The sequence below is a fragment of the Polyangium sp. y55x31 genome, from assembly GCF_029946505.1.
Lineage (GTDB): Bacteria > Myxococcota_A > Polyangia > Polyangiales > Polyangiaceae > Polyangium.
Genome location: NZ_JARZHG010000040.1, coordinates 52,692 through 73,417, shown reverse-complemented (window position 1 = coordinate 73,417; position 20,726 = coordinate 52,692). Strand labels below are relative to the sequence as shown.

The window sequence follows — 20,726 nt, the reverse complement described above, 5'->3', positions numbered from 1 at the left end:
TTTGCGCACCCGGCGGGAATCGAACCCGCGTCACCAGATTGAGAGTCTGGCTGCCTGACCCACTAGCAATACAGGTGCATGAGCGCGGTGAGGGAGAGTCGAACTCCCACCCCGAGTATGGGACACTCGGATTCTACCTTTGAACCACCACCGCATTTTCGTCACTGGCGCACCCGGCGGGAATCGAACCCGCGTCACTGGAGTGAAAGTCCAGCCGCCTGACCCACTAGCAATACGGGTGCATGAGCGCGGTGAGGGAGAATCGAACTCCCATCCCGAGTATGGCACACTCGGATTCTACCTTTGAACCACCACCGCAATTCGTGGAATGACGGGGATTCGAACCCCGATCTCTGCCGTGCGAGGGCAGTGTTCTACCCAGGTTGAACCATCACCCCATTCGAAGGCGCCCCCGAGGAGGATCGAACTCCCCTCGCCCGATCGACAATCGGGCTGCCTCACCAGATGCATACGAGGGCAAACGAGAGTGGAGAAGGCCGGATTCGAACCGGCAACCCCCTGACTGCCAGCCAGGTGCTCTGCCCAATTGAGCTACGACCCCAGAGGGGAGCCGCCCAGAGATACCGCCTGGCCCTCCCGCTCATGGCCATGGTGTCTCCGAACGGCTCCTGCGAACGAGTGGAATGACGGGGACTCGAACCCCGATCCCTGCCGTGCAAGGGCAGTGTTCTTCCGTTGAACCATCACCCCGAACCGTGAAATCTGCGCCGCCGACGGGACTCGAACCCGCAACCGCCTCGAGGAGATCGTTAACCTTTCTCTGCCGGCCCGACCCGGGCGAGTTTGTCGAGAAAGGACGCAAGGTGCTCTTACCACTGAGCTACGACGGCAAAAACGTGGGACAATTGCGATAACCATCATCGTTCGGCCCGGCCCCCGGGCGAGGGTTTGATGACGGGTGTACACGACGATTGTCCCAGCGCCCCCGGGGGGAATCGAACCCGCCCTCACCTGATCGACAATCAGGCTGCATCACCAGAGTGCATTCGGGAGCAAACCGGGCGAGGAGGCGCGTGTGGAGGCACGCGCCCCTTCGTCCCTTCGACTGCAATTTCAGGCCCTCGAGAAATCGGCCATCACCTGTGGTGCGGCCGCGTCGAAGCCCACGACGTCCAGCATGCCGGGGTCCTGCGGATCGGCAATCGTGAAGCCCGTGGAGGTCATGCCGACCACGACGAGCTTTGCGGGACGGCCCATCGCCTGACGGTAATCGCGGAGCGCCTGGAATGGATGAATCTCACCCGCCCAGGTCTCGCTGTCCGTGTAGACGACGAACGTGTCGACCTCGACCTTGTTCTTCTGAGCCCAGATCATCGGCAGCGCGCAGTCCGTGCCGCCGAAGGGCAATCCACTCACCATGCCGACCACGTCGTCGAGGCGTTGCTTCGGCGACAGCGGCAAGGACATGACGCCCGAGACACCACGAGAGGCGAATGCGCCGCCCGCGGAGGCGAAGGCCAGGGTGCCGAACGACGGCTCGATACGCGCCGTCGCCATCGCCATGGCCGCGCTCGCGACCCGGGGCGTGAGGCCCGGGATCCCCGCGATCGTGCCCGAATCCATCGAGCCCGATACGTCGAGGGCGAGCAGGTGCTTCTTTCCCGTCGGCTCGATCGACCGGAATGCGAGGTAAAACGCCTCGTCCAAGGCGTCCACGATCTCGCGCACCGGCTCCCAGGTGAGCGCGTTTTCGCGCTTCTGGGCACGCTCGCCCCGCCCTTGCGCATAAACGCGCAGCGCGGAGAGAACGCTCACCGGGTGAATCCGGGCCCGCCGGAGCCGCTCGACGTCCGTGAGACGGCTGGCCACGAGCCTCGCGGCCGCGCTCATGGGCGCGAGCAATCCGACGGCGGTCATCTTGCCGAGGTTCCGGAGCATCGCCGTCTGCGGCATGTGGGGGAGCAGCGCTTCCCACACGGCAGGGTCGTTCTTCCACTCCGTGGGCACCATTTCGTGCGTGAGCCGCTGCTCGCGCACGAGCGTGACGAGCCGCTCGCGCGGCGCGTCCTTGGCCTCCTCGAAGGCCCGCACGAGGGCCGGCAGCTTCTCGGGGTCGAGCGCGCCGCCCTTGGCTCCCTCGTTTTTCACGGCATCCATACCGCCGACGATCCAGCGATACATCGCGCCGTGCTCGGCCGTGACGGGCGTCGGGTGCGAGAGCCGCAAGAGGTCCTTGTGGCTCCAACCATCCCGCTGCCGGTATTTCACGGCCTGGTAGGCCAATTCATCGGGGCGCTTGCCCTGGTACCATGCGCCGATCGCGCTCCGGAGGCCGCGGCCCCAGCGCCGGAAGCCCTCCACCGCTCGCGCGAAGTGGAAGAGATCCGTTCCAGTGCGACAAACCTCGGGCAAGGCCGCGAGCGCGGACTTGCGGACCTCGGGGCGGGCGTGCCCCGCGGCCATTGCGAGGGCGAAGATCGCGGGCTCGTTCTTGGGCGCGCGGCCCGAGCGGCTGATCTCGACGATCCGCCGCACCGTCCGCTCGCCGTCCGCGTCGAGGCAACGGCTCACGGCGCGCGCATTGTCCTGCGTCAAGGCGCGCTCGGTCGCGTAGTAGGTGCCGCCCTCGCAGCCGAGGACGAGCCACCGGTCGAGGCGGGCCCAGTCGTCGAGCTCGAAGACGAAGCCGCCTGCGAAGTTTTCGACCTGGTCGGGCCGCGCCTTTTCCTTTTGCCGGGTGAACAGCGCGGCGAAGTGCTGGATGTAGTTGGCCATGGGAACCTCCGGCCCGCGCTGCGGGCGAGTGAAAGAAAAGACGAAGCAAGAGATGGAGCGACGGATGAGCGTTTGGATCTCGGTGCTTTTGCACCAATTTGGAGTTGGATAACCGAGATCGTCCGACCCGTCCCTCGGTTGGGCGTACGGGAATCGAACCCGCCTGCGCAGGGTCACGACCTGCCCTCTTCAGCCAGATGAGTAACGCCCACACAATGAACACGGGGGGATGGGTGGTGGGGCCGCCGGGCCCGTTTCAAGGAGCACGGCGACCCCACCACCGCGAGAAGCGGAGCCCTCGCCCGGAATCGAACCGGGCAGACCCTGGATACGAAGCAGGGCGCTCGACCATCGAGCAACGAGGGCAACCGATGGCTCCAACGGAGGGCTTCGAACCCCCATCTCCTCGCTTAACAGGCGAGTGCTCTTCCGGTTGAGCTACGTTGAAACGCGCAGGGGCGACGTGCCCCTGCGGCATCGCGTTGTTTCATCGGAATCGATTGTCATAGAACGAGTCCCGCCTCCGGAGAGGTGGGATGCGTCGTGGATCCGGAGGGGATCGAACCCTCGCCTGCCGCTTAAGAGGCGGCTGCTCTACCCTTGAGCTACGAATCCGAAGCAGACGGCGCTCTTCGCGCGCACGTCTCCTCATGCGCGTGGTTTCACGCGCCGGTGTGGACGGGAGGAGTCGAACCTCCAAGCAAACGCGGATGGTTTACAGCCATTTGGGCTCGCCGATGCCCAGCGTCCACGAACTTTCTTTTCGTTCCCCCCGGTGATCCAAAACGAAGAAGGCCGCCAGGGGTTTCCCGGGCGGCCTCCTCGGACGCGTCACGTCGTGACGATCCTAAGATCCACCCGTATCGAGAGGCTCGAGACCACGCACCAAGCTCGATTCCTTGGCCGCATGATACCGCGAAGGGCTCCGCAGGAGGTCGCTCGGGTCCGCGCCCGGCAGCTCGCCGGCGTTCCCCTTCACGTCCTCGTTGTTCAGATGCTTGCCCATCGCCATTCCCTCGCCCCGCCTATATTTACTTCATTTCGACGTTCGGGCCAACCATTTTATTCGCCGTCCCGTCGATTTTATTTCATCGTCTGCCGCCATCACGATCGCATTCGGCAGATGGAGGATCCGGGAGGCCTCGAACCTCCACGCTTCCGCTTCAGAAGCGGACGCTCTGCCCATTGAGCTACGGATCCAAAACCACGCCCCCGCGTCCACGCCGTCGCGCTCGATGCGCAAAAACGACGAAGGCCGCCAGGTTTCCCGGGCGGCCTCCTCGGACACGTCACACCGTGACGATCCTAAGATCCACCCGTATCGAGAGGCTCGAGACCACGATTCGCCGTCGAGCACGATTCGCTCGCCGCCTGATCGCGCGAAGGGCTCTGCAGGCCCGAGAACCCGGAAAGGCCTGCGCCCGGCAGCTCGCCGGCGTCGCCCTTCGTGCTCTCGAGATACAGATGCTTGCCCATCGTCATTCCCTCGCCCGGCTTCTCTACATTCATTTCGACGTTCGGTCAACCATTTTATTCGTCGACCCGTCGATTATATTTTCGTCACTTCATCAGCCACGCATTCACGCAGCCATGGAGGATCCGGGAGGTCTCGAACCTCCACGCTTCCGCTTCAAAGGCGGGCGCTCTGCCCATTGAGCTACGGATCCGCTCGGCAGCCTGCGAGAGAGCTCATCCCGCGCGCTCACGCGGAGCGCACTCCCCCTGCCGCCTGCCCCTTCCCCGTCCCCTCGCGTTTCGTTGTACATCCATTTCGACGTTCGAGGCAAGGAAATGTTTTGATGGCTCGTCGATTTTATTTTCGCATCTTTCCAACCCCGTTCGCCTCGAAATGAACCACCGAACTTTCTCTCTATATAAGGAGGTGGATCCGGGAGGACTCGAACCTCCACACTTCCGCTTAAAAGGCGGCTGCTCTACCATTGAGACTACGGATCCGCGTACTGCGAATACACCTCGGGCGTCATCGCATCCACGTCGATGCAATCCCCCACCGAGGACACACCACGGCCCCGACACGCGCGCGCAATCGACGCGAATGCAATCGATACACGCCTGCCCCGGAGCGCGTCACGCGCCCTCACGATCGATCTTCAACACGAAGCCCAGGAAGGCCCCACGCCCCGCCCCGCGAGACACAAAGGACCCAAGAAAGCTCCGCTCGATACACCTCTCCCCGCAAAGGCCCCCAAAAAGAGGGCCCATTCGAGGACAAACGCTCCCCTTCCACCACCCCCACGACGCAAAAATCGCCGAGGAGGAGGCCTAAAACGCCGAAGGCCGCCTGGGATCTCCCGAGGCGGCCTTCGCAGTCGTCAGAATGACGCTTGCTCTACCGCCTAGGTGCCCTCCTCCGGGTTGCCGAGCTGCCGCGAATCACGAAGCGTATACGCGCGGAACCACTCGGTTTTGCCGGACTTGGGCGCGAATTGTCCCGCACTCTGCAGCCGATCGAAGGCCACGCACACGACGCCCGCTGCCATCAGCTTGGCTCGTTCGTGGTTCCGTTCGGTCGCAGGGCGGATCAACATGTGGAAACTCTCGGGCGAGAAATACTCGTCTGGGATCGACTTTGCAACAAAAAAGTTCCCGCTTATCTCATTTTCTTTCGAGCCCCCGCCCCGGACACGCACCGAGCACGTGATGCGCACCCGAGCCGAGGCCCCATGACGCTCTGCATCGCGGATGCCACGGGCGGAGACCGCCCCGGACAGCGCAGCAAACTGCCGTCACCGGAAGGCTATGGATCGACGGGCCTCGCTGGTAGAGTCGCCGCCCTTCCGAGCCCGGCCCCGGGCGGATACCAGGAGACGTCATGGGCAAGTTCACCATCACGCACGAGATCAACGGCAACGAAGAGACGTTCTGGAAGGTCTTCTTCGACAAGGAATTCAACGAGAAGCTCTACAAGGGCCGCCTCGGCTTCCCCGACTTCCGCATCCTCGACCAGCGCGACAGCGAGACCGAAACCACCCGCAAGGTCGCCGGGACGCCGAAGATGAGCGTGCCCGGCCCCGTGGCCAAGGTGCTCGGCTCGAACTTCAGCTACACGGAGGAAGGCCGGCTCGACAAGAAGACCAAGGTCTGGTCGTGGAAGATGACCCCCGGCAGCATGGCCGACAAGCTGCGAAACGAAGGCACGATGCGCATCGAGCGCGTCGGCGAGAACAAGGTCCGCCGCGTCGCCGAGCTCGTCATCGAGGCCAAGGTCTTCGGCATCGGAGGCCTCATCGAGAGCTCGGCCGAAAAGCAGCTCCGCGAAGGCTGGGACGACAGCGCCGTCTTCATGAACGACTGGATCAAGACGCATTTCTGAGGCGACGCAGCTCCGGACGCTCGCTCGCGCCACAAGGCCTCCGCGCCTGGACCGACGATTGCATCGGCCCGGGCATGAAAGGTCCGATGGGGCGAGCGAGGAGGCCGGAGCAAACGCCGCGCAGCGCGCGAATCGCACAGCGCCGCGCGGACGAACGCGGGAGCCCCATCACGTTCGGCGAGCCGGGCCGCACCCCGAAATCACGCAAGGAGCCGCTGCACCTGCCCCACGTGGTCATCGTGGGCGGCGGCTTCGGCGGGCTCTACGCCGCCAAGGCGCTCCGCCACGCGCCCGTGCGCATCACCCTGCTCGACCGCAAGAACCACCACCTCTTCCAGCCGCTTCTTTATCAGGTCGCGACCGCAGGGCTGAATCCCGCCGAGATCGCCGCGCCGATCCGGCGCGTGCTGCGCGATCAACGAAACACGCGGGTGCTCCTCGCCGAGGTCACGGGGATCGATCCCAAAGAACGAACGGTGACCTCGTCGGCCGGGACGTTCGGATACGATTACCTGATCCTCGCGACCGGCGCGAGCCACTCCTATTTCGGACACGAAGAATGGGCGCCCCTGGCCCCGGGGCTGAAGAGCCTCGAGGACGCGCTGGAAATCCGGCGCCGCGTGCTGCTCGCATTCGAGAGGGCCGAGTGCTGCGCGCCTACCCAGGAGGAGCGCGCCGCATGGCTGACGTTCGTGATCGTGGGCGGAGGGCCGACGGGCGTGGAGCTCGCCGGGACGCTGGCCGAGGTCGCTCACCATACCGTGGCAAACGACTTCCGGGTGATCGATCCGACGGCCGCGCGCATCGTGCTCGTCGAGGGGCTCGATCGCGTGCTGCCGACGTATTCGGCGCTGCTCTCGGCGCGCGCGGGGCGGCAGCTCCAGCGGCTCGGGGTGGAGGTGCGCACGAACGCGAAGGTGACGGAGATCGACCCGGAAGGGGTGCTGGTTGGCGAGGAGCGTATCGCCGCGAAGACCGTGCTCTGGGCCGCGGGCGTGAAAGCCTCGCCGCTCGGGCAGGTCCTCGGCGCACCGCTCGATCGCGCCGGGCGGGTGAAGGTCGCGCCGGATCTGTCGGTGCCCGGGCACCCGGAGGTCTTCGTGATCGGCGACCTCGCCGCGCTGGAGCAGGACGGATCGCCCGTGCCGGGCCTCGCGCCCGCGGCGATCCAGGAGGCGCGCCATACCGCGAAGAACATCGTACGGTCGATCCAGGGCCAGGAGCGGCAGCCGTTCCGGTACCTCGACAAGGGTACGCTCGCGACGATCGGGCGGAACGCGGCGGTCGCGGACTTCGGGCGCCTCGAGCTCTCGGGTTTCGTCGCGTGGCTCGCGTGGCTCCTGATTCACGTATTTTTCCTGATCGGGTTCCGGAATCGGTTCCTCGTGCTCTTCGATTGGGCCTTTTCCTACCTGACGTACGAGCGCGGCGCGCGGCTCATCACGGAAACCAGCCCGAAGGCGGCCCTGCCCGAGCCGGCGTCGAGGCGCTGAAGGGCGCGCGATTCTCCGAACGAACGAGGAAGGACCCTGCCGCCCTGGACGCGCGGCGGGGGCCGTGATAGCGTTCACAAAGGTCTCCGCCAGCACGCGAAGGCCGCACCTTTCTTTCGCGGCGCCGGCGCGCGGCGCCCCCAACCCATTCGCCGGAGCATCAATGACCCACGAGCGCATGGCCAGAGGCATGACCCTGCTTTTTTTGGCGGCCGCGTCGCTGTTCGCCGCCTGCAGCGGGGAGGATCCCCAGACCCCCGAGGAAAAATACTGCAATCAGCGCTGCGATTGCAACAAGTGCACGGACGAGGAGCGGGCGTCGTGCCTCGACGACAAGGTCAACGAGAAGGACGAGGCCGCGGACGCCGATTGCAAGGACGAATACTCGACCTACCTCACCTGCCTGACGAACGACGCCGCCTGCTCCGACGGCGATTACGACGAGTCGGTGTGTTTCGCCGAGGAGAGCGATCTCGGCTCGTGCCTGAACCCGGCGCCGACCTGCAACCTCGTGAACAACGGCGTCTGCAATGAGCCCGCGCCGAAGGGCGACGGCCTCTGCGCCTCGGGATCCGACACGGCGGATTGCGCGATCCCGACCTGTCCCTCGGCCGGCGACGGGTTCTGCGACGAACCCGAGGGCTCCGGGCTCTGCGCGGAGGGCTCCGATCCGCTCGATTGCCCCGCTCAAACCTGCCAGGCCTGCTACGACTACGCGCTGAGCCCGACCTCGGGCCCGGTCTGCGACGCGTCGCTCTCCCTCTTCTCGGCTTACTACGAGTGCGGGTGTAGCGGCACGTGCGCCGACGTCTGCCAGGTGACCCTGTGCTCCGGCTTCTCGGTCGAAGCCACCTGCGACGATTGCATCGCCGAGTTCTGCGCGAGCGCGCACACCGCTTGCCACGCCGATTGAGCGAGGCGCGCCCGCCCCGCCAGGGCGCGGTGCGCTCGTCCTGCCCACGTGCGTCCACCACGCACGGACAATCCTCGTGACATCCCGGCGATTCCCGCCTCCTCTCCCATTTCCTTCGTCCTCCTCCGCTCTTCCCGATTGATATCGGGAATGGCCTTCCCGCGCGCGGACGAGGCCGCCTGGCATTCGGTTTGCCCTGGGATGCTCGGGGACGCCCGTTCGGCCGCCTCTCGGCTCACCCGATCCGCGCCCCCGAACGGGAAAAGGAGGGAGGCCATGAAGGTCGGAAAAGCGTTTTTCGCAGGGATCGTCGGCGGCGCCGCAATGACGCTGATCATGACGGCCGCGCGCGCGGCCGGCGCGTCGGCGGACATCGCGCAGATGCTCGGCACGCTCCCCGGCAATGCGCCGAGCAGCATGGCGTGGCTCGTCGGATTCCTCGTGACCATCCTGATATCCGGTCTCATCGGCATCGCCTACGGCGCCGTGTTCGAGACCATCACGCGGCGCGCAGGCATCGCGACGGGCCTCCAGGTCTCGCTCGTGCACCTCGCGCTCGCGGGCATCTTCGTGGGCCTGCTCGGCGTGATGCACCCGCTCGTGCCGGAGATCGTGCCCGCGCCGGGCTTCTTCATGTCGAAGTACGGCGGGCTCGGGATCCTCGCGTTCGTGGCCGCGCACCTCGCGTTCGGCGCGATCGTGGGGGGGCTCTACGGGTCGGTGACGACCGAAGAGACGACGCCGCTCAAGTGATTCGCGTCGAAGCGGAAACAAAAAGAAAAAGGCGCGGGCCCTTTTCGCGGGGCTCGCGCCTTTTACTTATTCGCGCCGAGAATCAGGTCGCCGCGGGCGGCGTCTCCGGATTGGACATCACGCCGCCGAGGGTCAGGCCCTCGTCAATCGATTTCACCGCGCGCTTGGCGCGCTTGCGGATGTCGACGTGCAGCGACTCGTCGAAATTGATGGCCGAGAACGCGCCGCGCGCCTCGATCTTCTTTTCGAGGCCGAGGTAGGCCTCCGCCTCGTTCCAGCGGAGCTTCCAGTCGCGCTTGGCCAGGTTCTCGAGCTTGCCCGCGTCCTCGACGATCTCCTGGTACCGCTTCTCGTTGCCGAGGTGCGTCCAGAGCTCGGCGCGGAGGTCGTCGTCCTCGGGGCGGAGCGCGACCGCCTTCTTGAGGAGGTCGATGCCCTCGTCCTTCGCGCCCGTGGCGATCTTCGCCCGCGCGAGCGAGCGCCACGCGCCCACCGCGTTCGGGTGCGCCTCGGCGAACGACGCGAGCGCCGGGATCGCATTCGCGACGCCCTGGATGTTCGTGGCCGCATCCGCAGGCCAGAACCGATACTGGAGCGCCAGGAGATCGCCCGGATCCGCCTCGAGCGCCTTGTCGAGCGCCGCGCGCGCCTCGTCGACATTGCCAACGGCCGCGAGCGAACGCCCGAGCTCGACGTATGCGCCCGCCGACTGCGCCTTCTCGACGTACGCTTTCGCCGCCGCGAGGGCCTCGTCGCGCCGGCCGAGATCACGCAGGGCCGCGATCTTCGCGAGCTCGCCGCGCTCGGCGGAGGCCGTATCGCCGAGCTTGATGATGCGGTCGGCGATCGCGAGCACCACGATCGGGCGGGCCTCGCGCTCGTGATACGCGAGCTGCTCGAGGAAATACGCGGCGTCGCGCGCCTCGGCGTCCCACACGGAGGCGAGGTACTCGTCGACCTTGTCGCTGCGCACGTACGTGAGCGAGGCGGCGTCGCGCGGGTTCTCGTAGACGGGCACGAGGACGCCAAGCTTGGCGAGCGCGTCGAGCGCGGGCTGGCAGTCGGGCTGCGCCTCGAGCGCGAGGACGAACTCGTCGATCGCCGCGTCCTTGTTGCTCATGGTCGCGTGGACCTGGCCGAGGCCGACGTGATAATCCGCGTCGCCCTCGAACGTCTTGCGGAGCGACTGATAGGTCTTCAGCGCGGCCGGGTAATCACGCAGGGCCGTCTGCGCCGCGGCGAGGTTCAGGCGCGCGGCGTGATCGTCGGGATCCATCGAGGCGATGCGCTTGAGCGCCGAGAGCGCCTTTTCGAAGTCGTTCTCGGCGAAGCCCTTCTGGGCGCGATCGAGCAAGGGCGCCTTGTCGAGGAAGACCTCCAGCGCCGAGACGAGCTGGCTGTTCTTCTTGCGCCAGTTGCCATCCTTGCCCGCGGGCGAGTCGTTGAGGAACGACTTGATCCACTTGCGGGCGTTGTCGATGGACAGGCCCTTGTCGGCCAGACCCTCGAACTCGCTCTTGGGAATGGGGAGCTGCGGCGGCATCCCCTGGCGGCGAGACATCTTCGGGTCCAGGGCAATCATGACCCATTCTTCGTCTTTGCTCATCGCGGATCACGGTAGCGAAAGGCCGCTTCCGAGATCAAGCGCCGAAGGCGCGCGCCACGGCGCGTCAGGAGAAGCTGATCACGATCACGACGATCAGGATCACGACGACACCGACGCCGATGGCGACGAGCACCGGGGTCTGCAAACCGAGCACACGCGGCCTGAGGCGCGTGGTGAACGCATCGGCGTCGAGCTCGGGCGCGGGCAAAGCGTGCCGATCCGGCAGGCGCGTCGCGCCCGGCGGCACCGAGCGACCCGGCACGGGTGGCGCGGGCGGAATCGGAGGCGGCGCCGGAATGGAAGGGCCCGCGATCGGAGGCGCCGACGGGGACGGCATCGGCGCGGCGAGCGCCGGGAGCTGCGCGGCCGGCGGGATCGGCGGCGGCGCCATGGCCACGAGCCCCGGGGGCGGCGCGCTCACGGTTTGCGCAGCGGCGCCCTCGGTCGCGCGCGCGGTTCGCTCCATCGCGAGCGCGACTTCGAGCCGGCGCAGGCCGTCCGTGATGCTCTGCGCCTTTCCGATTCGCAGCGCCTCCGCGGCGATCGCAGCCGCGTCACTCGTGGCCTTGGCGAGCGCTGCTTTCCGCTCGGCGCGGGCGTACGCGGCTTTCGCCTCCTCCGCGAGGCGCATGGCCTCGATCGAGAGCCGCTCGGCCTCGCTGCGCAGCCGATCCTCGCCGCTCGGATCGCCGGTGGGCGGGGGCGGAGGCGCCGAGCCGGCGCTGCGGGCCGTGACGGGCGGCAGGGGTACGGACGGATCGGCGGGGACGATCTGACCGGGCGGCGCCGGAGGCATGGCGCGCGCGGCCGTCGCGGCGCGCACCTTGCGGAGCATGTCGCCGATGGGCGCGGTGGGATCGTCGAGCTCCTCGCTGTCGGGAGGATCGTCGCGACGGCCTGGTCCAGCGGGGGGTTTGCCATCGAGGACGGTCGCGAAGCTCGGCTGCGGGGCGCGTTTGCCTTCCGGGGCCTCGGGCGGGGGCGCGGGGCGCGCGGCGGCGACGTCGGCGGCGACGAGCTTCGGATCGAAGGGTTTGCCCCCCTTGAACTGCTGCCGCAGCATGGCGAGCTGCTCGGGCGTGCCTTTGACGAGGGTCGGGACCTCCTCGCCCCAGTCGACCTCGCCTTCGCCCGTGCCGCGCCCATCGACGATCCGCGGCGCGTTCCGCAACGTCCCGATCCGCCGCGGCGTGACCTTGGCCTCGGCGGTCGTGTCCTCGGTGATCTCGTTCGCGTCGGTGTTCAGCGGGCCATTGAGCCCGGCCGATCGTTTCGTGCCCGGGCGCTCGGTGGGCGGGGGCGAATCGCTCCGCTTCGGCGGATCTCTCGGGAGCGGCGCCACGACCGAGTTGCCGGTGAACGTGGGCGGGCGGGGTTTTTCCTTTTTGACCTCGGGCGTCTGGCTCGCGATCACGCGCTCGAACCAGGCCATCTGGCGCATCGCGTTCCGTCGAACGAAGCGGCCGAGGGCCTCCTCGTTGTCCTCCATGTATCCGTGCGCGCTGAGCCACTCGTCGAGCCGCGCGAGGATCTCGGAGACGGACTGGAAGCGCGCCTTCGGATCCTTTTCGAGGCACTTGCTCACGATGCTGACGAGCTCGCGATCGATCTTCGGCCGGAGCTTGAAGAGATCGGCCGGAGGCGCGGTCATGAGGAGGCGCGCGAGCTCCATGTCGTTCGGCGCGACCCAGGGCCTTCGCGCCGCGAAGAGCTCGAAGAGCATGACGCCGAGCGAGAAGATGTCGGCGCGCGCGTCGATGTTGTTGCCCGTGGCCTGCTCGGGGGAGATGTACTCGAGCTGGCCTTTCACCATGCCCGTGAGCGTTCTCGTGAGCCGTTGCTTCGCCTTGGCCAGGCCGAAGTCGGTGATCTTCACGTCGCCCTGGAACGAGCAGAGCACGTTGCCGGGCGTGAGATCGCGGTGGACCAGGTTCAGGTGCTCGCCGCTCGGCGCGCGCAGGGCGTGCGCGGTGCCGAGGCCGCGGCAGATCTGCCGCGCGAGGAAGACGACCATCCGCTCGGTGAAGGCCTCGCCGGTGTCGAAGATCGTCTTCATGAGCCGCGCGAGCGAGACGCCCTGCACGAGCTCGACGGCGAGGTAGAGGCCCTGATCGTCGCTGCCCCAGCCCACGACCTCGACCACGTTCGGATGCCGCAGCGCCGCGGTCATCCACATCTCGTCGCGGAACTGCGCGACGAAGGCGGGATCGCTGACGAGGTGTGGGTGGAGACGCTTGACGGCGACGAGGCGACCCTCGGCGGGGCCGTGGGTCACGCGGCAGAGATCGACCTTCGCCGACTCCCCGGCCGCGATCTCCGCGAGCACCATGAAGGAGAGCGCGGACGGGTCTTGCCCAGGAGGCGGCGGCATTCGCGGGTCAGTGTATCAAACCGTTTGCCGCGCCGCAGCGATCGCTTGCGAGATACCGCCGAGGTTTGCCTTGAGGTGCACGTCGAGGTGATCGTCCTTGGTACGGATCGCCCGAACCGAGGCGACGGGCAGGACGATCGAGAGATAACGACGAACCTTGGGGTTTTCCGCGATCTTGGGCACCTTCATGAGGTCGAGCGTGAGGCGATCGTCCTTGGCCTCGACCAGCATGGGCGGACGCTTGGGCATGAAAGCGACCAGGTTTCCGGGCTTCGAGAGATCGAGCGCGCCGGACTTCAAGAGGCCGGCGAGGGGCGAGGCCGAATCGCCAAGCACGGTGAGGGTGAGGCCCTCGACGCGGACGCCGATGCGCATCTCCGTCAGCGAGATGGCGATCTCCTCGATGTGAAGGATCAGCGAAGCGCGCAGCGGCGTGCCCATGGCGTCGACGGTCGCGGCGACGCGGATGCCGGGCGGCGCGGCCTCGATGACGATGTCCTTCGGGGCTTTCTTGTTGTCCGGGACGAACTCGCGCGCGAGGTAACGCAGGGCATCCATGGGGATGGAAGCGCGCAGGCCGAGGGCGCTGCGCAAGGCGCGGACGATCTCCTCGGGGTGCTCTTTCAGATAGTTGCCAGCGGTGCGGGCGAGGACGCGGGGATCAGGCTTGGGCATACGAGGGGTTAGAACCTTCGCAGAGGTGCGCGCGTCCGCGCAAGGGGCGCGAACGAAAGGGTCGCGACGGCGAAGGATGCAGCGCGTCGACGCGCTTCTTCTGCGGATCGATTGGGGTCACAATGGAGGCATGCGTGGAACGTTCGCTTTCTTCTTGGCGGGGATCGTGGGCATGGCCGCATGCGGAACCGGCGGCGGCGTCGATGTCGTGACGAGCGGCGCCACGACGGGCGCGGGCGCCTCCGGGGCCGCGGGCGGCTCTGGCGGCTCCGGGGGCGCGGGCGGCGACGCGACGGGCGGCGGCGGATCGGGCGGCGTGCCGGGGGCGTGGTGCGCGCCGATCCCGGCGTGTGATGCGCCTCCTCCGCCGCCGGGAGAGCCCATCGACTGGAACTCGATCATCCCGCCGTTCGGCGACCCGAACCACCGCGGGCGGGATCTCTTCCTGAACCCCGGCGATCCGCAGTGGATCCTCGCGAAGTTCTCGTACGGCACCTTCGACGACGACATCAAGGGCGAGTACGTCGACGTGTACGTGCTGCGCGACTGCGGAGACACGTGGGAGCACCTCGGGACCGCGACGACGACCGAGGACGGCGAGCACGCGACGGTCGAGGGCGTGGAGGACACGGGAGGGCGCGTCTACTTCCAGATCCCGCCCGAGAAGGCCCTCGGGCTCGGCAGACACAGGGTTCATCTCGTTGTCAAGGGTGACCTCTCGACGACGGACCTCTTCGTCGAGGTCGTGCCAAAAGGGACACCGGTCTTCGTAAGCGACATCGACGGGACGCTGACGACCTACGAGACGGAGGAGTTCGTCGCGCTCGCGCAGGGAGCGCTCCCCGAGGTGCGAAAAGACGCCGCGAAGCTCTTCGACGTGCTCGTTTCGAAGGGCTATCACCCGTTTTACATGACCGCCCGGCCCGAATGGCTCGGCGCGCGGACGCGGGCGTTCCTCGATCAAAACGGTTTTCCGCACGGGATCGTGCACACGACGCTGACGAAGTCGGGCGCGCTCGGGAGCGAGGCTTCGAGCTACAAGACCGGCGAGCTTTTGATGCTCGCGCAAAAAGGCATGATCCCCACCTACGCCTTCGGCAATACGGACACGGACGCCGAGGCCTATTTCAACGCGATGGTGCAGCCCGACGAGCGGCGCGTGTTCATCGAGTTCGACGATACGGTGCACGGCGGGCGCCGGATCGAGAGTTACACGGAGCTGCTCGACGAGGCCGAAGCGCTGCCGAGCCTCTGCCCATGATCGCCGCGGGCGGAACGTGATTCTCCGCGAACTTCAGCCCGTCCGCGAAAGCATGAAACTGCGGGGCGCGCCGGCCGTGAATCCGGGCGCCGATTCGTTATGCTAACCGCCGTGGCCCCGAGCGCGCCGGCCGATCGCGATTCCCCACCGAAAGCCGCGCCGCCGCGGCGGCCAGGAAGGGTGCGCCGCGCGCTCGCCACGGGCGCGGCCACGCTCGGGCTTTGCGGGGTGTTCACCGGATCCGCCGCCCTCGCCGTGGTGCTGCACCTCGACGTCGGCCCGTTCCGACGCCTCGCGCGCGATGTGGCGAACCAGGCGCTCGGCTCCCTCTTCGAAGGGAAGATCGTCATCTCGGAGATCGACCACCTCGCGCTCGACGAGGTGACCGTCCGATCGGCGGTCACGCTCGATCCGCACGGAACGGAGATCATTCGGGCCCACGACATCCACGGCAGCTTCGATCTCGTCGGGTTTGCCCGCGCGTCGCTCTTCGGTACGGGTGAACGCAAGCTCGCCTTCCCGCACGTGCGCATCGAGGAGGCCGAGGTGGTGCTCGATCGCGGGCCCGATCAACGGCTCGGGATCGAGACGGCGTTCAAGCTGCGGCCGACGCCGAAGAAACCGAAGAAGCCCAAGAAGCCCGGCGAAGCGGAGCGAGCGGCCGAGCAGCCGACGACGGTGGCGCTCGAGCGGATCGAGATCGGACATGCGCACGTGCGCGGGCAGGTGGCGCCGCCGCGCGCCCTCGACGCGGACGTGACGCGCCTGCTCGCGGCGGTGCACGTGGGCCCGCGCGGGGTAGCCGTGGACGTGGAGCAGACGGGCATCCGCGAGCGCACGCTCGCGCACGTGCCGCTCACGGGCACGGTCGATTACCACCTGCACATCGACACGCCGCCCGAGGCGACGACGACGAACGCGGCGCCCGACCCCGAGAGCCCGGCGGCGGTGATGCGGATGTGGAGCAGCTTCGCCGGGCGCGCAGGGCCGGTCGAGGTGCTGGCGCGCGCGAAGCTCGAAGGCGCGCACGTCACAGCCGCGGTCGAGCTGCCGCGCGCCGAGCCCGCGGATCTGCGGCTGCTCGCGCCGGGTTTGCCCGTGCGCGAGCGCGTCTCCGCGAGGATCACGCTCGAAGGAGACGCGCCCTCGTTCGAGGTCGAGGGGCGGCTCGATGTTTCACCCACGGAACGATCGCCGGGCTCGGTCGCGCTGCGGGGCAAGCTCGACGTGTCGCGCGGGGCGCGGCTCGCGCTCGACGTCACCGCGGACGACGTGGATCCGCGCATGTTCGTGGAGGGTTTGCCCGGGGCGAACGTGGACATGAGCGCGCGGCTCGTCCTCGACACGAACCCCGCGCTGCGGCTCGTGGCCGAGGCGAGGACCGAGCCGATGGTCGTGCAAGAGCAGGCTGTGCCCGCGGCTGACGTGCACCTGGTCTACGATCACGACGAGCTCGAAGGCCGCGTGACGTTGCACGAACAGGGCGCGCCGACGTCCGGATCGTTCGTCGTGAGCCCGGGCGGCGCCGTGCGGTTCGAAGCGGAGACGTTCGTCGCGTCGCTCGAAGCGGCGCCGCGGCTCAGAGGTCCCGCGACGGGCAGCGCGCGCGTTCACGTGCAGGGCGCGATCCAGGCGGGGAAGATCGACGCGCGTGCCGTCGGCTCGGTGCACGAGCTCCACGCGAAGGGCGGCGTGTCGCTCGAACGAGGCCGCGTGGAAGGTCGCATCCGCGGGCCGTTCGAAAAACTCGACGTCGAGGCAGCGATCGAAGGCGAAGGACTCATCGCGGGCGGGCGCAGCGCGGACAAGGTGACGGCGCACGTGCGCGGGCCCGTCACGGCGCCGAAGGTGGAAGCGAAGCTCGAAGGCGGCGACGTGGGCGAGCTCGAAGCGTCGGCGCGCATCGAGACGAAAGAGAAAAGCGCGCGCGAGGTGGCGCTACGGCTCTCGCGTGAAGGCGAGCGGATCGAAGGCAAAGCAAGACGCGTCGCGCTGCAGGGCGGAGCGCTCGCGATCGAGGGGCTCACGGCGGAGGGGCCGGGCGTGGGCTCGGTCGAAGGGACGCTCGCGGTGGACGGGCGCGAGCTCACGGGCAAGCTGAAGGGCGAGGGCGTGGACCTCGGGCGGCTCGGTCGGTTGCTCGATCTCGATCGGAACCTGCGGGGCCTCGCGGACGTGGACGTCGCGCTGACGCGCACGAAGGACGGGCGCAAGGGGCACGTGCACCTGCAGGTCGAGGACGGGACGTTCTCCGCGGGAGGGCTTCCGATCACGGGGGCGAGCGGCTCGCTCGTGGCGACGTTCGACGACGCGCGCGCGACGATGGACGGCTCGTTCCGCCTGATCGATCGCGACAAGACCGGCGCGGAGGACGCGTGCAACGGTTCGATCGCGGAGGTGCGGATCTCCGGCGCCGAAGGAAATTTGCGAGGGCCGCTCCTCGATCCCGCGACGTGGTCGCGGCTCACGGGCTCGGCGCGCGTGGATGCGCCCGACTGGGATCTGCGATGCATCGCGCGGCGCCTGCCGGTCGCGCTCGTGCTCAGCGAGGTCTCGGGTCGCCTCGGCACGAGCTTCGCGATCGAGCGGCCCGCAGGGCAGCGGTTCGTGTCGGTGCGTGATCTCGACGTGCGCACGCGCGGCCTCGTGGTCGCGGGGCCGGTGGGGTTCGGCGAGGACAAACCCGCGTGGGAGTCGCGCACGATGGACGTCGCGGTCACGGGTTCGCTGAACGGAGCGACGGGCGCGACGGACGTCACGCTCTCCTTGCTCGACACGGCGACGATGGTGGAGCTCGCGACCCACGTGGATCTGGATCTGCCGACGCTCGTCGACGATCCGAAGAAGCGGCGCGCGTCCTTGCTCGCGTCGCGCGGGACGGCCGAGCTCACGATCCCGCGGCGAACGGTGCGATCGCTCCAGACGCTGCCCTCGGTTCTTCGGGACGCACTCCCGCCGATCCGGGGCGCGATCGCGCTCTCGGCCTCGGCGAGCGGGACGCTCGAAAAGCCGGCGATCCGCGTGAACGCGCGCGGGTTCGGCCTCGCGCACGACGCGCGTACGCTCGGCCCGAGCCCGTGGGCATTCCCCGTCGACGTGGACGCGACCGCCACCTACGACGCGAGCAAGGCGACGTTGCGCGCGTCCGTGCGCAAGGAGGCGCGCGAGCTCGCCCTGGTCGAGGCGAACGCCGACGTCGACCTCGCCGCGCTGCGCGCAGGTCGCGCCATCGAGCCCCGCGGCGGCGCGCGCGCCACGTTGCGAGACTTGCCCCTGGAGCTCATCCCGTTCTTCGCGGATCGCGACATCGCGGGCCGCGTGAGCGGCGTGCTCCGCTTCGATCAGCGCGGCGTGGATCCGGAGGCCGCGGCGCGTATCGAGGTGTCGGGCCTCGAGCTCGGCAGCCAGTCGTCGTTCGATCGCGCCACGCTCGAGCTCTCGATCGGCAACCCCGGCGGCGCGAAGAACCCGGCGCGCGGCGTGGCGCAGCTCGAGCTCGTCGGCCGCGGCGGCGGGCGCATCGACGCCACGGGCTACGCGGGCGTCGACTGGGAAGGCATCGTCCCGCACATCGACGCGACGCGGCCCGCGGACCTGCTCCTCAAGGCGAACCGGTTCCGCCTCGCGGCCCTCACGCCGCTCGTCTCCGGGACGCTCTCGCGGCTCGACGGCTCGCTCGACGGTGACCTGCGCGTGGGTCTGCATCGCTTCGGCGAGGACGACGGGCGCATCGAGGCGAACATGGAGGTGCGGGGCGGCGTCTTCCACGTCCCGCAGATCGGCCAGGAGTTCAAGAACACGCGCGTCTCGATCCGCACGACCGACAAGGGCGAGCTGCGCTTCGACGATCTGCGCGCCGAGGGCATCAGCGGCGCCGTCGAGGGGTTTGCCGTCGTGCAGATGAAGGGCCTCGCCTTCCAGCAGGCGCACGGCGAGCTGCGCATCGATCGCGACGAGGAGCTGCCCGTGACGTTCGAGGGCGTACCGCTCGGGCACGCGCACGGAAAGATCGTGCTCGCGGCGGAGAAGGAGGGGCGCGAGGTGTCACTCACGGTGAGCGTGCCCGCGCTTCATCTCGCGCTGCCCGCGTCGAGCACGCGTGGCGTGCAGTCGCTCGATCCGAACCCCGACGTCGCGGTCTCGCACGCGCTCGGCCCGCCGAAGGAGGAGCGCCCGAAGGACGCGCTCGCGTACCTGTTCACGTTCGAGCTCGGCGACATCCGGATCGAAGGCATGGGCGCGGATCTCGAGCTCACGGGCGGCAGCACGCCGCCGCGCGTCGCGCTCACGGACGAGACGCGGCTCTCGGGCGACGTGGAGATCAGCCGCGGATCGTTCGAAATCGTAGGAAAAAAGTTTGAGATCGAGCGGGGCCTCGTGCGCCTGCGGCCGGAAGAAGCGGGCAACCCATACGTGAACGTGACGGCGCGCTGGGACGCGCCCGACGGCACACGCGTGTTCGTGGACTACGTCGGAGATCTGAAGCCGATCACCGAGCAAAAGCTCAAGTTCCGTTCGAGCCCGCCGATGTCGCAGCAAGCGATCCTGTCGATGATCCTGATCGGCGAATCGCCCGAGTCCAAGGACACGCAATCACAAGCGACGGCGCAGGCGTCGCCGCGCGCGACGGACGTGGCGGCGGGCGTGGTGGGCGGCGAGATCGCATCCGCGCAGATCAACGCGATCCTGTCGCAGATCGCGCCGCTCCGAGGTCTGTCCACGCGCGTCGGGACGACCGAGGCCGGCCGGCTCCGCACCACCGTGATCTACGAGCTCGGCGACACCGTGACCGCGCAGGCGAGTTACGAAGGTTCGCCCGCGTCGAGCCGCCTCGAAGGCATCCAGAGCCCCACGGGCACGACGCAGGGCTCGGAGAACCGCACGGAGCTGAACCTCGACTGGCGCTTCAAGCGCAACTGGGCGCTGCGCGGATCGTTCGGGTTCGGAGGAATCAACCAGCAGCCGAGCTCGGGCCTCGATCTGTTCTGGCAGTACCGCTACTAGGCGGCGCGCGTCGCGAGCTCCGCCGACACGTCGCCCACGCGCACGATCGGAGGCTCGGCCGACACGAGCAGCGGCGCGAGCCCAGCCTGCGCATGCCGCGAAAAACGCGCGTCCTCCGCGCCCGCCTTCACCCGCGCGAACACGACGCCGTCACGCGACACCGAGAGCACGCGTGGATCGAGCGGCTCCTCCGTGCCGTCCGAGAGGACGAGCGACGCACGGTGTCCCTCGTCCTCGACACGAACGGAGCGCACGACGAACGGCGTCTCCTCGGCGCGGAAGTAACACCAGTCGTAGCCATTCGTGAGGATGAGCCGCCCGTCCTCGGGGTGCCGCGCAATCCAACGATGCAGCGCCTCTTCGAGCGCGGGGTGGTCCACGCGCGCGCCGTCGTGCCAGAAACGACCCTCGCGATCGAGCACGATCGTGCTCTCGCGCGACGTGCCCGGCGGGGGCGCGAGTCTGTAGAAGTCAGGGTGATCGCCGGGCTTCATGGTCGCCTCCTGTCCGGCCGCCCGTTCGGGCAGCAAATGATCCATAGGGCCGGCAGCGCGCGGCGTCACGCCCCGACACGCGCAGC

The 20,726-nt window shown here is 68.2% G+C and carries 15 protein-coding genes and 18 tRNA genes; 6 read left to right on the top strand and 27 right to left on the bottom strand.

Annotated features, from left to right (window positions below):
• Positions 1-4: 4 nt before the first annotated feature.
• The 23 genes from QHF84_RS41535 to QHF84_RS41425 form a co-directional block, all read right to left on the bottom strand.
• Positions 5-78: transfer RNA gene (locus QHF84_RS41535), tRNA-Glu, on the bottom strand.
• A 5-nt stretch (positions 79-83) separates the two neighbouring features.
• Positions 84-154, bottom strand: a tRNA-Gly gene (locus tag QHF84_RS41530).
• 11 nt (positions 155-165) lie between these two features.
• A tRNA-Glu gene (locus QHF84_RS41525) sits at positions 166-242 on the bottom strand.
• A 5-nt stretch (positions 243-247) separates the two neighbouring features.
• A tRNA-Gly gene (locus tag QHF84_RS41520) sits at positions 248-318 on the bottom strand.
• Between the two features lie 6 nt (positions 319-324).
• Positions 325-398 (bottom strand) — tRNA-Ala (locus QHF84_RS41515).
• A 9-nt stretch (positions 399-407) separates the two neighbouring features.
• Positions 408-479, bottom strand: a tRNA-Asp gene (locus tag QHF84_RS41510).
• A gap of 9 nt (positions 480-488) precedes the next feature.
• A tRNA-Ala gene (locus tag QHF84_RS41505) sits at positions 489-562 on the bottom strand.
• Between the two features lie 78 nt (positions 563-640).
• Positions 641-711, bottom strand: a tRNA-Ala gene (locus QHF84_RS41500).
• A 15-nt stretch (positions 712-726) separates the two neighbouring features.
• Positions 727-851, bottom strand: a tRNA-OTHER gene (locus QHF84_RS41495).
• A 90-nt stretch (positions 852-941) separates the two neighbouring features.
• Positions 942-1,015, bottom strand: a tRNA-Asp gene (locus QHF84_RS41490).
• Between the two features lie 59 nt (positions 1,016-1,074).
• Entirely contained in the window at positions 1,075-2,736 is a 1,662-nt protein-coding gene (locus tag QHF84_RS41485) for a TROVE domain-containing protein (RefSeq protein ID WP_281319118.1), read from the bottom strand.
• 138 nt (positions 2,737-2,874) lie between these two features.
• Positions 2,875-2,947, bottom strand: a tRNA-His gene (locus QHF84_RS41480).
• Between the two features lie 82 nt (positions 2,948-3,029).
• Positions 3,030-3,102, bottom strand: a tRNA-Thr gene (locus tag QHF84_RS41475).
• 6 nt (positions 3,103-3,108) lie between these two features.
• Positions 3,109-3,184, bottom strand: a tRNA-Asn gene (locus QHF84_RS41470).
• Between the two features lie 96 nt (positions 3,185-3,280).
• A tRNA-Lys gene (locus QHF84_RS41465) sits at positions 3,281-3,351 on the bottom strand.
• Between the two features lie 58 nt (positions 3,352-3,409).
• Positions 3,410-3,488: transfer RNA gene (locus QHF84_RS41460), tRNA-Tyr, on the bottom strand.
• Between the two features lie 95 nt (positions 3,489-3,583).
• Positions 3,584-3,742, bottom strand: a complete 159-nt coding sequence (locus tag QHF84_RS41455) for a hypothetical protein (RefSeq protein WP_281319117.1) — start codon at positions 3,740-3,742, stop codon at positions 3,584-3,586.
• 118 nt (positions 3,743-3,860) lie between these two features.
• Positions 3,861-3,936, bottom strand: a tRNA-Gln gene (locus tag QHF84_RS41450).
• A 105-nt stretch (positions 3,937-4,041) separates the two neighbouring features.
• The gene (locus QHF84_RS41445) at positions 4,042-4,212 is read right to left on the bottom strand and encodes a hypothetical protein (RefSeq protein ID WP_281319116.1); all 171 of its coding nucleotides are present in this window, start codon (positions 4,210-4,212) and stop codon (positions 4,042-4,044) included.
• 115 nt (positions 4,213-4,327) lie between these two features.
• A tRNA-Gln gene (locus QHF84_RS41440) sits at positions 4,328-4,403 on the bottom strand.
• A gap of 216 nt (positions 4,404-4,619) precedes the next feature.
• Positions 4,620-4,692: transfer RNA gene (locus QHF84_RS41435), tRNA-Lys, on the bottom strand.
• Positions 4,683-4,838, bottom strand: coding sequence for a hypothetical protein (locus QHF84_RS41430; protein WP_281319115.1), 156 nt, complete (start codon positions 4,836-4,838; stop codon positions 4,683-4,685). Before QHF84_RS41430 ends, QHF84_RS41435 begins: the two co-directional genes overlap by 10 nt.
• 255 nt (positions 4,839-5,093) lie before the next feature.
• Positions 5,094-5,285 (bottom strand): hypothetical protein, encoded by a 192-nt coding sequence (locus QHF84_RS41425; RefSeq protein ID WP_281319114.1) that lies wholly within the window; start codon positions 5,283-5,285, stop codon positions 5,094-5,096.
• A gap of 284 nt (positions 5,286-5,569) precedes the next feature.
• Between QHF84_RS41425 and QHF84_RS41420 the strand changes: the two genes are divergently transcribed.
• From QHF84_RS41420 to QHF84_RS41405, 4 genes are all read left to right on the top strand, one after another.
• Positions 5,570-6,070 (top strand): DUF2505 domain-containing protein, encoded by a 501-nt coding sequence (locus QHF84_RS41420; protein WP_281319113.1) that lies wholly within the window; start codon positions 5,570-5,572, stop codon positions 6,068-6,070.
• Between the two features lie 86 nt (positions 6,071-6,156).
• A complete protein-coding gene (locus QHF84_RS41415) occupies positions 6,157-7,563 on the top strand; it encodes an NAD(P)/FAD-dependent oxidoreductase (protein WP_281319112.1) in 1,407 nt (468 codons plus the stop codon).
• 190 nt (positions 7,564-7,753) lie between these two features.
• Complete coding sequence (locus tag QHF84_RS41410) at positions 7,754-8,476, top strand: hypothetical protein (RefSeq protein WP_281319111.1); 723 nt, start codon at positions 7,754-7,756, stop codon at positions 8,474-8,476.
• A gap of 276 nt (positions 8,477-8,752) precedes the next feature.
• The gene (locus tag QHF84_RS41405; RefSeq protein ID WP_281319110.1) at positions 8,753-9,229 is read left to right on the top strand and encodes a hypothetical protein; all 477 of its coding nucleotides are present in this window, start codon (positions 8,753-8,755) and stop codon (positions 9,227-9,229) included.
• 82 nt (positions 9,230-9,311) lie between these two features.
• Here the strand turns inward: QHF84_RS41405 and QHF84_RS41400 are convergent, their stop codons facing one another.
• The 3 genes from QHF84_RS41400 to QHF84_RS41390 all read right to left on the bottom strand — a co-directional run bounded on the left by QHF84_RS41400 (position 9,312) and on the right by QHF84_RS41390 (position 13,881).
• Positions 9,312-10,835: a tetratricopeptide repeat protein gene (locus tag QHF84_RS41400; protein ID WP_281319109.1), complete on the bottom strand. Its 1,524-nt coding sequence runs from the start codon at positions 10,833-10,835 to the stop codon at positions 9,312-9,314.
• A gap of 64 nt (positions 10,836-10,899) precedes the next feature.
• The gene (locus QHF84_RS41395) at positions 10,900-13,206 is read right to left on the bottom strand and encodes a serine/threonine-protein kinase (RefSeq protein WP_281319108.1); all 2,307 of its coding nucleotides are present in this window, start codon (positions 13,204-13,206) and stop codon (positions 10,900-10,902) included.
• A 15-nt stretch (positions 13,207-13,221) separates the two neighbouring features.
• Positions 13,222-13,881, bottom strand: a complete 660-nt coding sequence (locus QHF84_RS41390; protein ID WP_281319107.1) for a hypothetical protein — start codon at positions 13,879-13,881, stop codon at positions 13,222-13,224.
• A gap of 130 nt (positions 13,882-14,011) precedes the next feature.
• On the opposite strand from QHF84_RS41390, the gene QHF84_RS41385 reads away from it, so the two are divergent.
• Positions 14,012-15,142: a phosphatidylinositol transfer protein gene (locus tag QHF84_RS41385; RefSeq protein WP_281319106.1), complete on the top strand. Its 1,131-nt coding sequence runs from the start codon at positions 14,012-14,014 to the stop codon at positions 15,140-15,142.
• Between the two features lie 111 nt (positions 15,143-15,253).
• The gene (locus tag QHF84_RS41380; RefSeq protein WP_281319105.1) at positions 15,254-20,146 is read left to right on the top strand and encodes a translocation/assembly module TamB domain-containing protein; all 4,893 of its coding nucleotides are present in this window, start codon (positions 15,254-15,256) and stop codon (positions 20,144-20,146) included.
• Here the strand turns inward: QHF84_RS41380 and QHF84_RS41375 are convergent.
• Positions 20,143-20,640, bottom strand: a complete 498-nt coding sequence (locus QHF84_RS41375; RefSeq protein ID WP_281319104.1) for a hypothetical protein — start codon at positions 20,638-20,640, stop codon at positions 20,143-20,145. The two genes, QHF84_RS41380 and QHF84_RS41375, sit on opposite strands and share 4 nt — an antisense overlap.
• Positions 20,641-20,726: the final 86 nt, after the last annotated feature.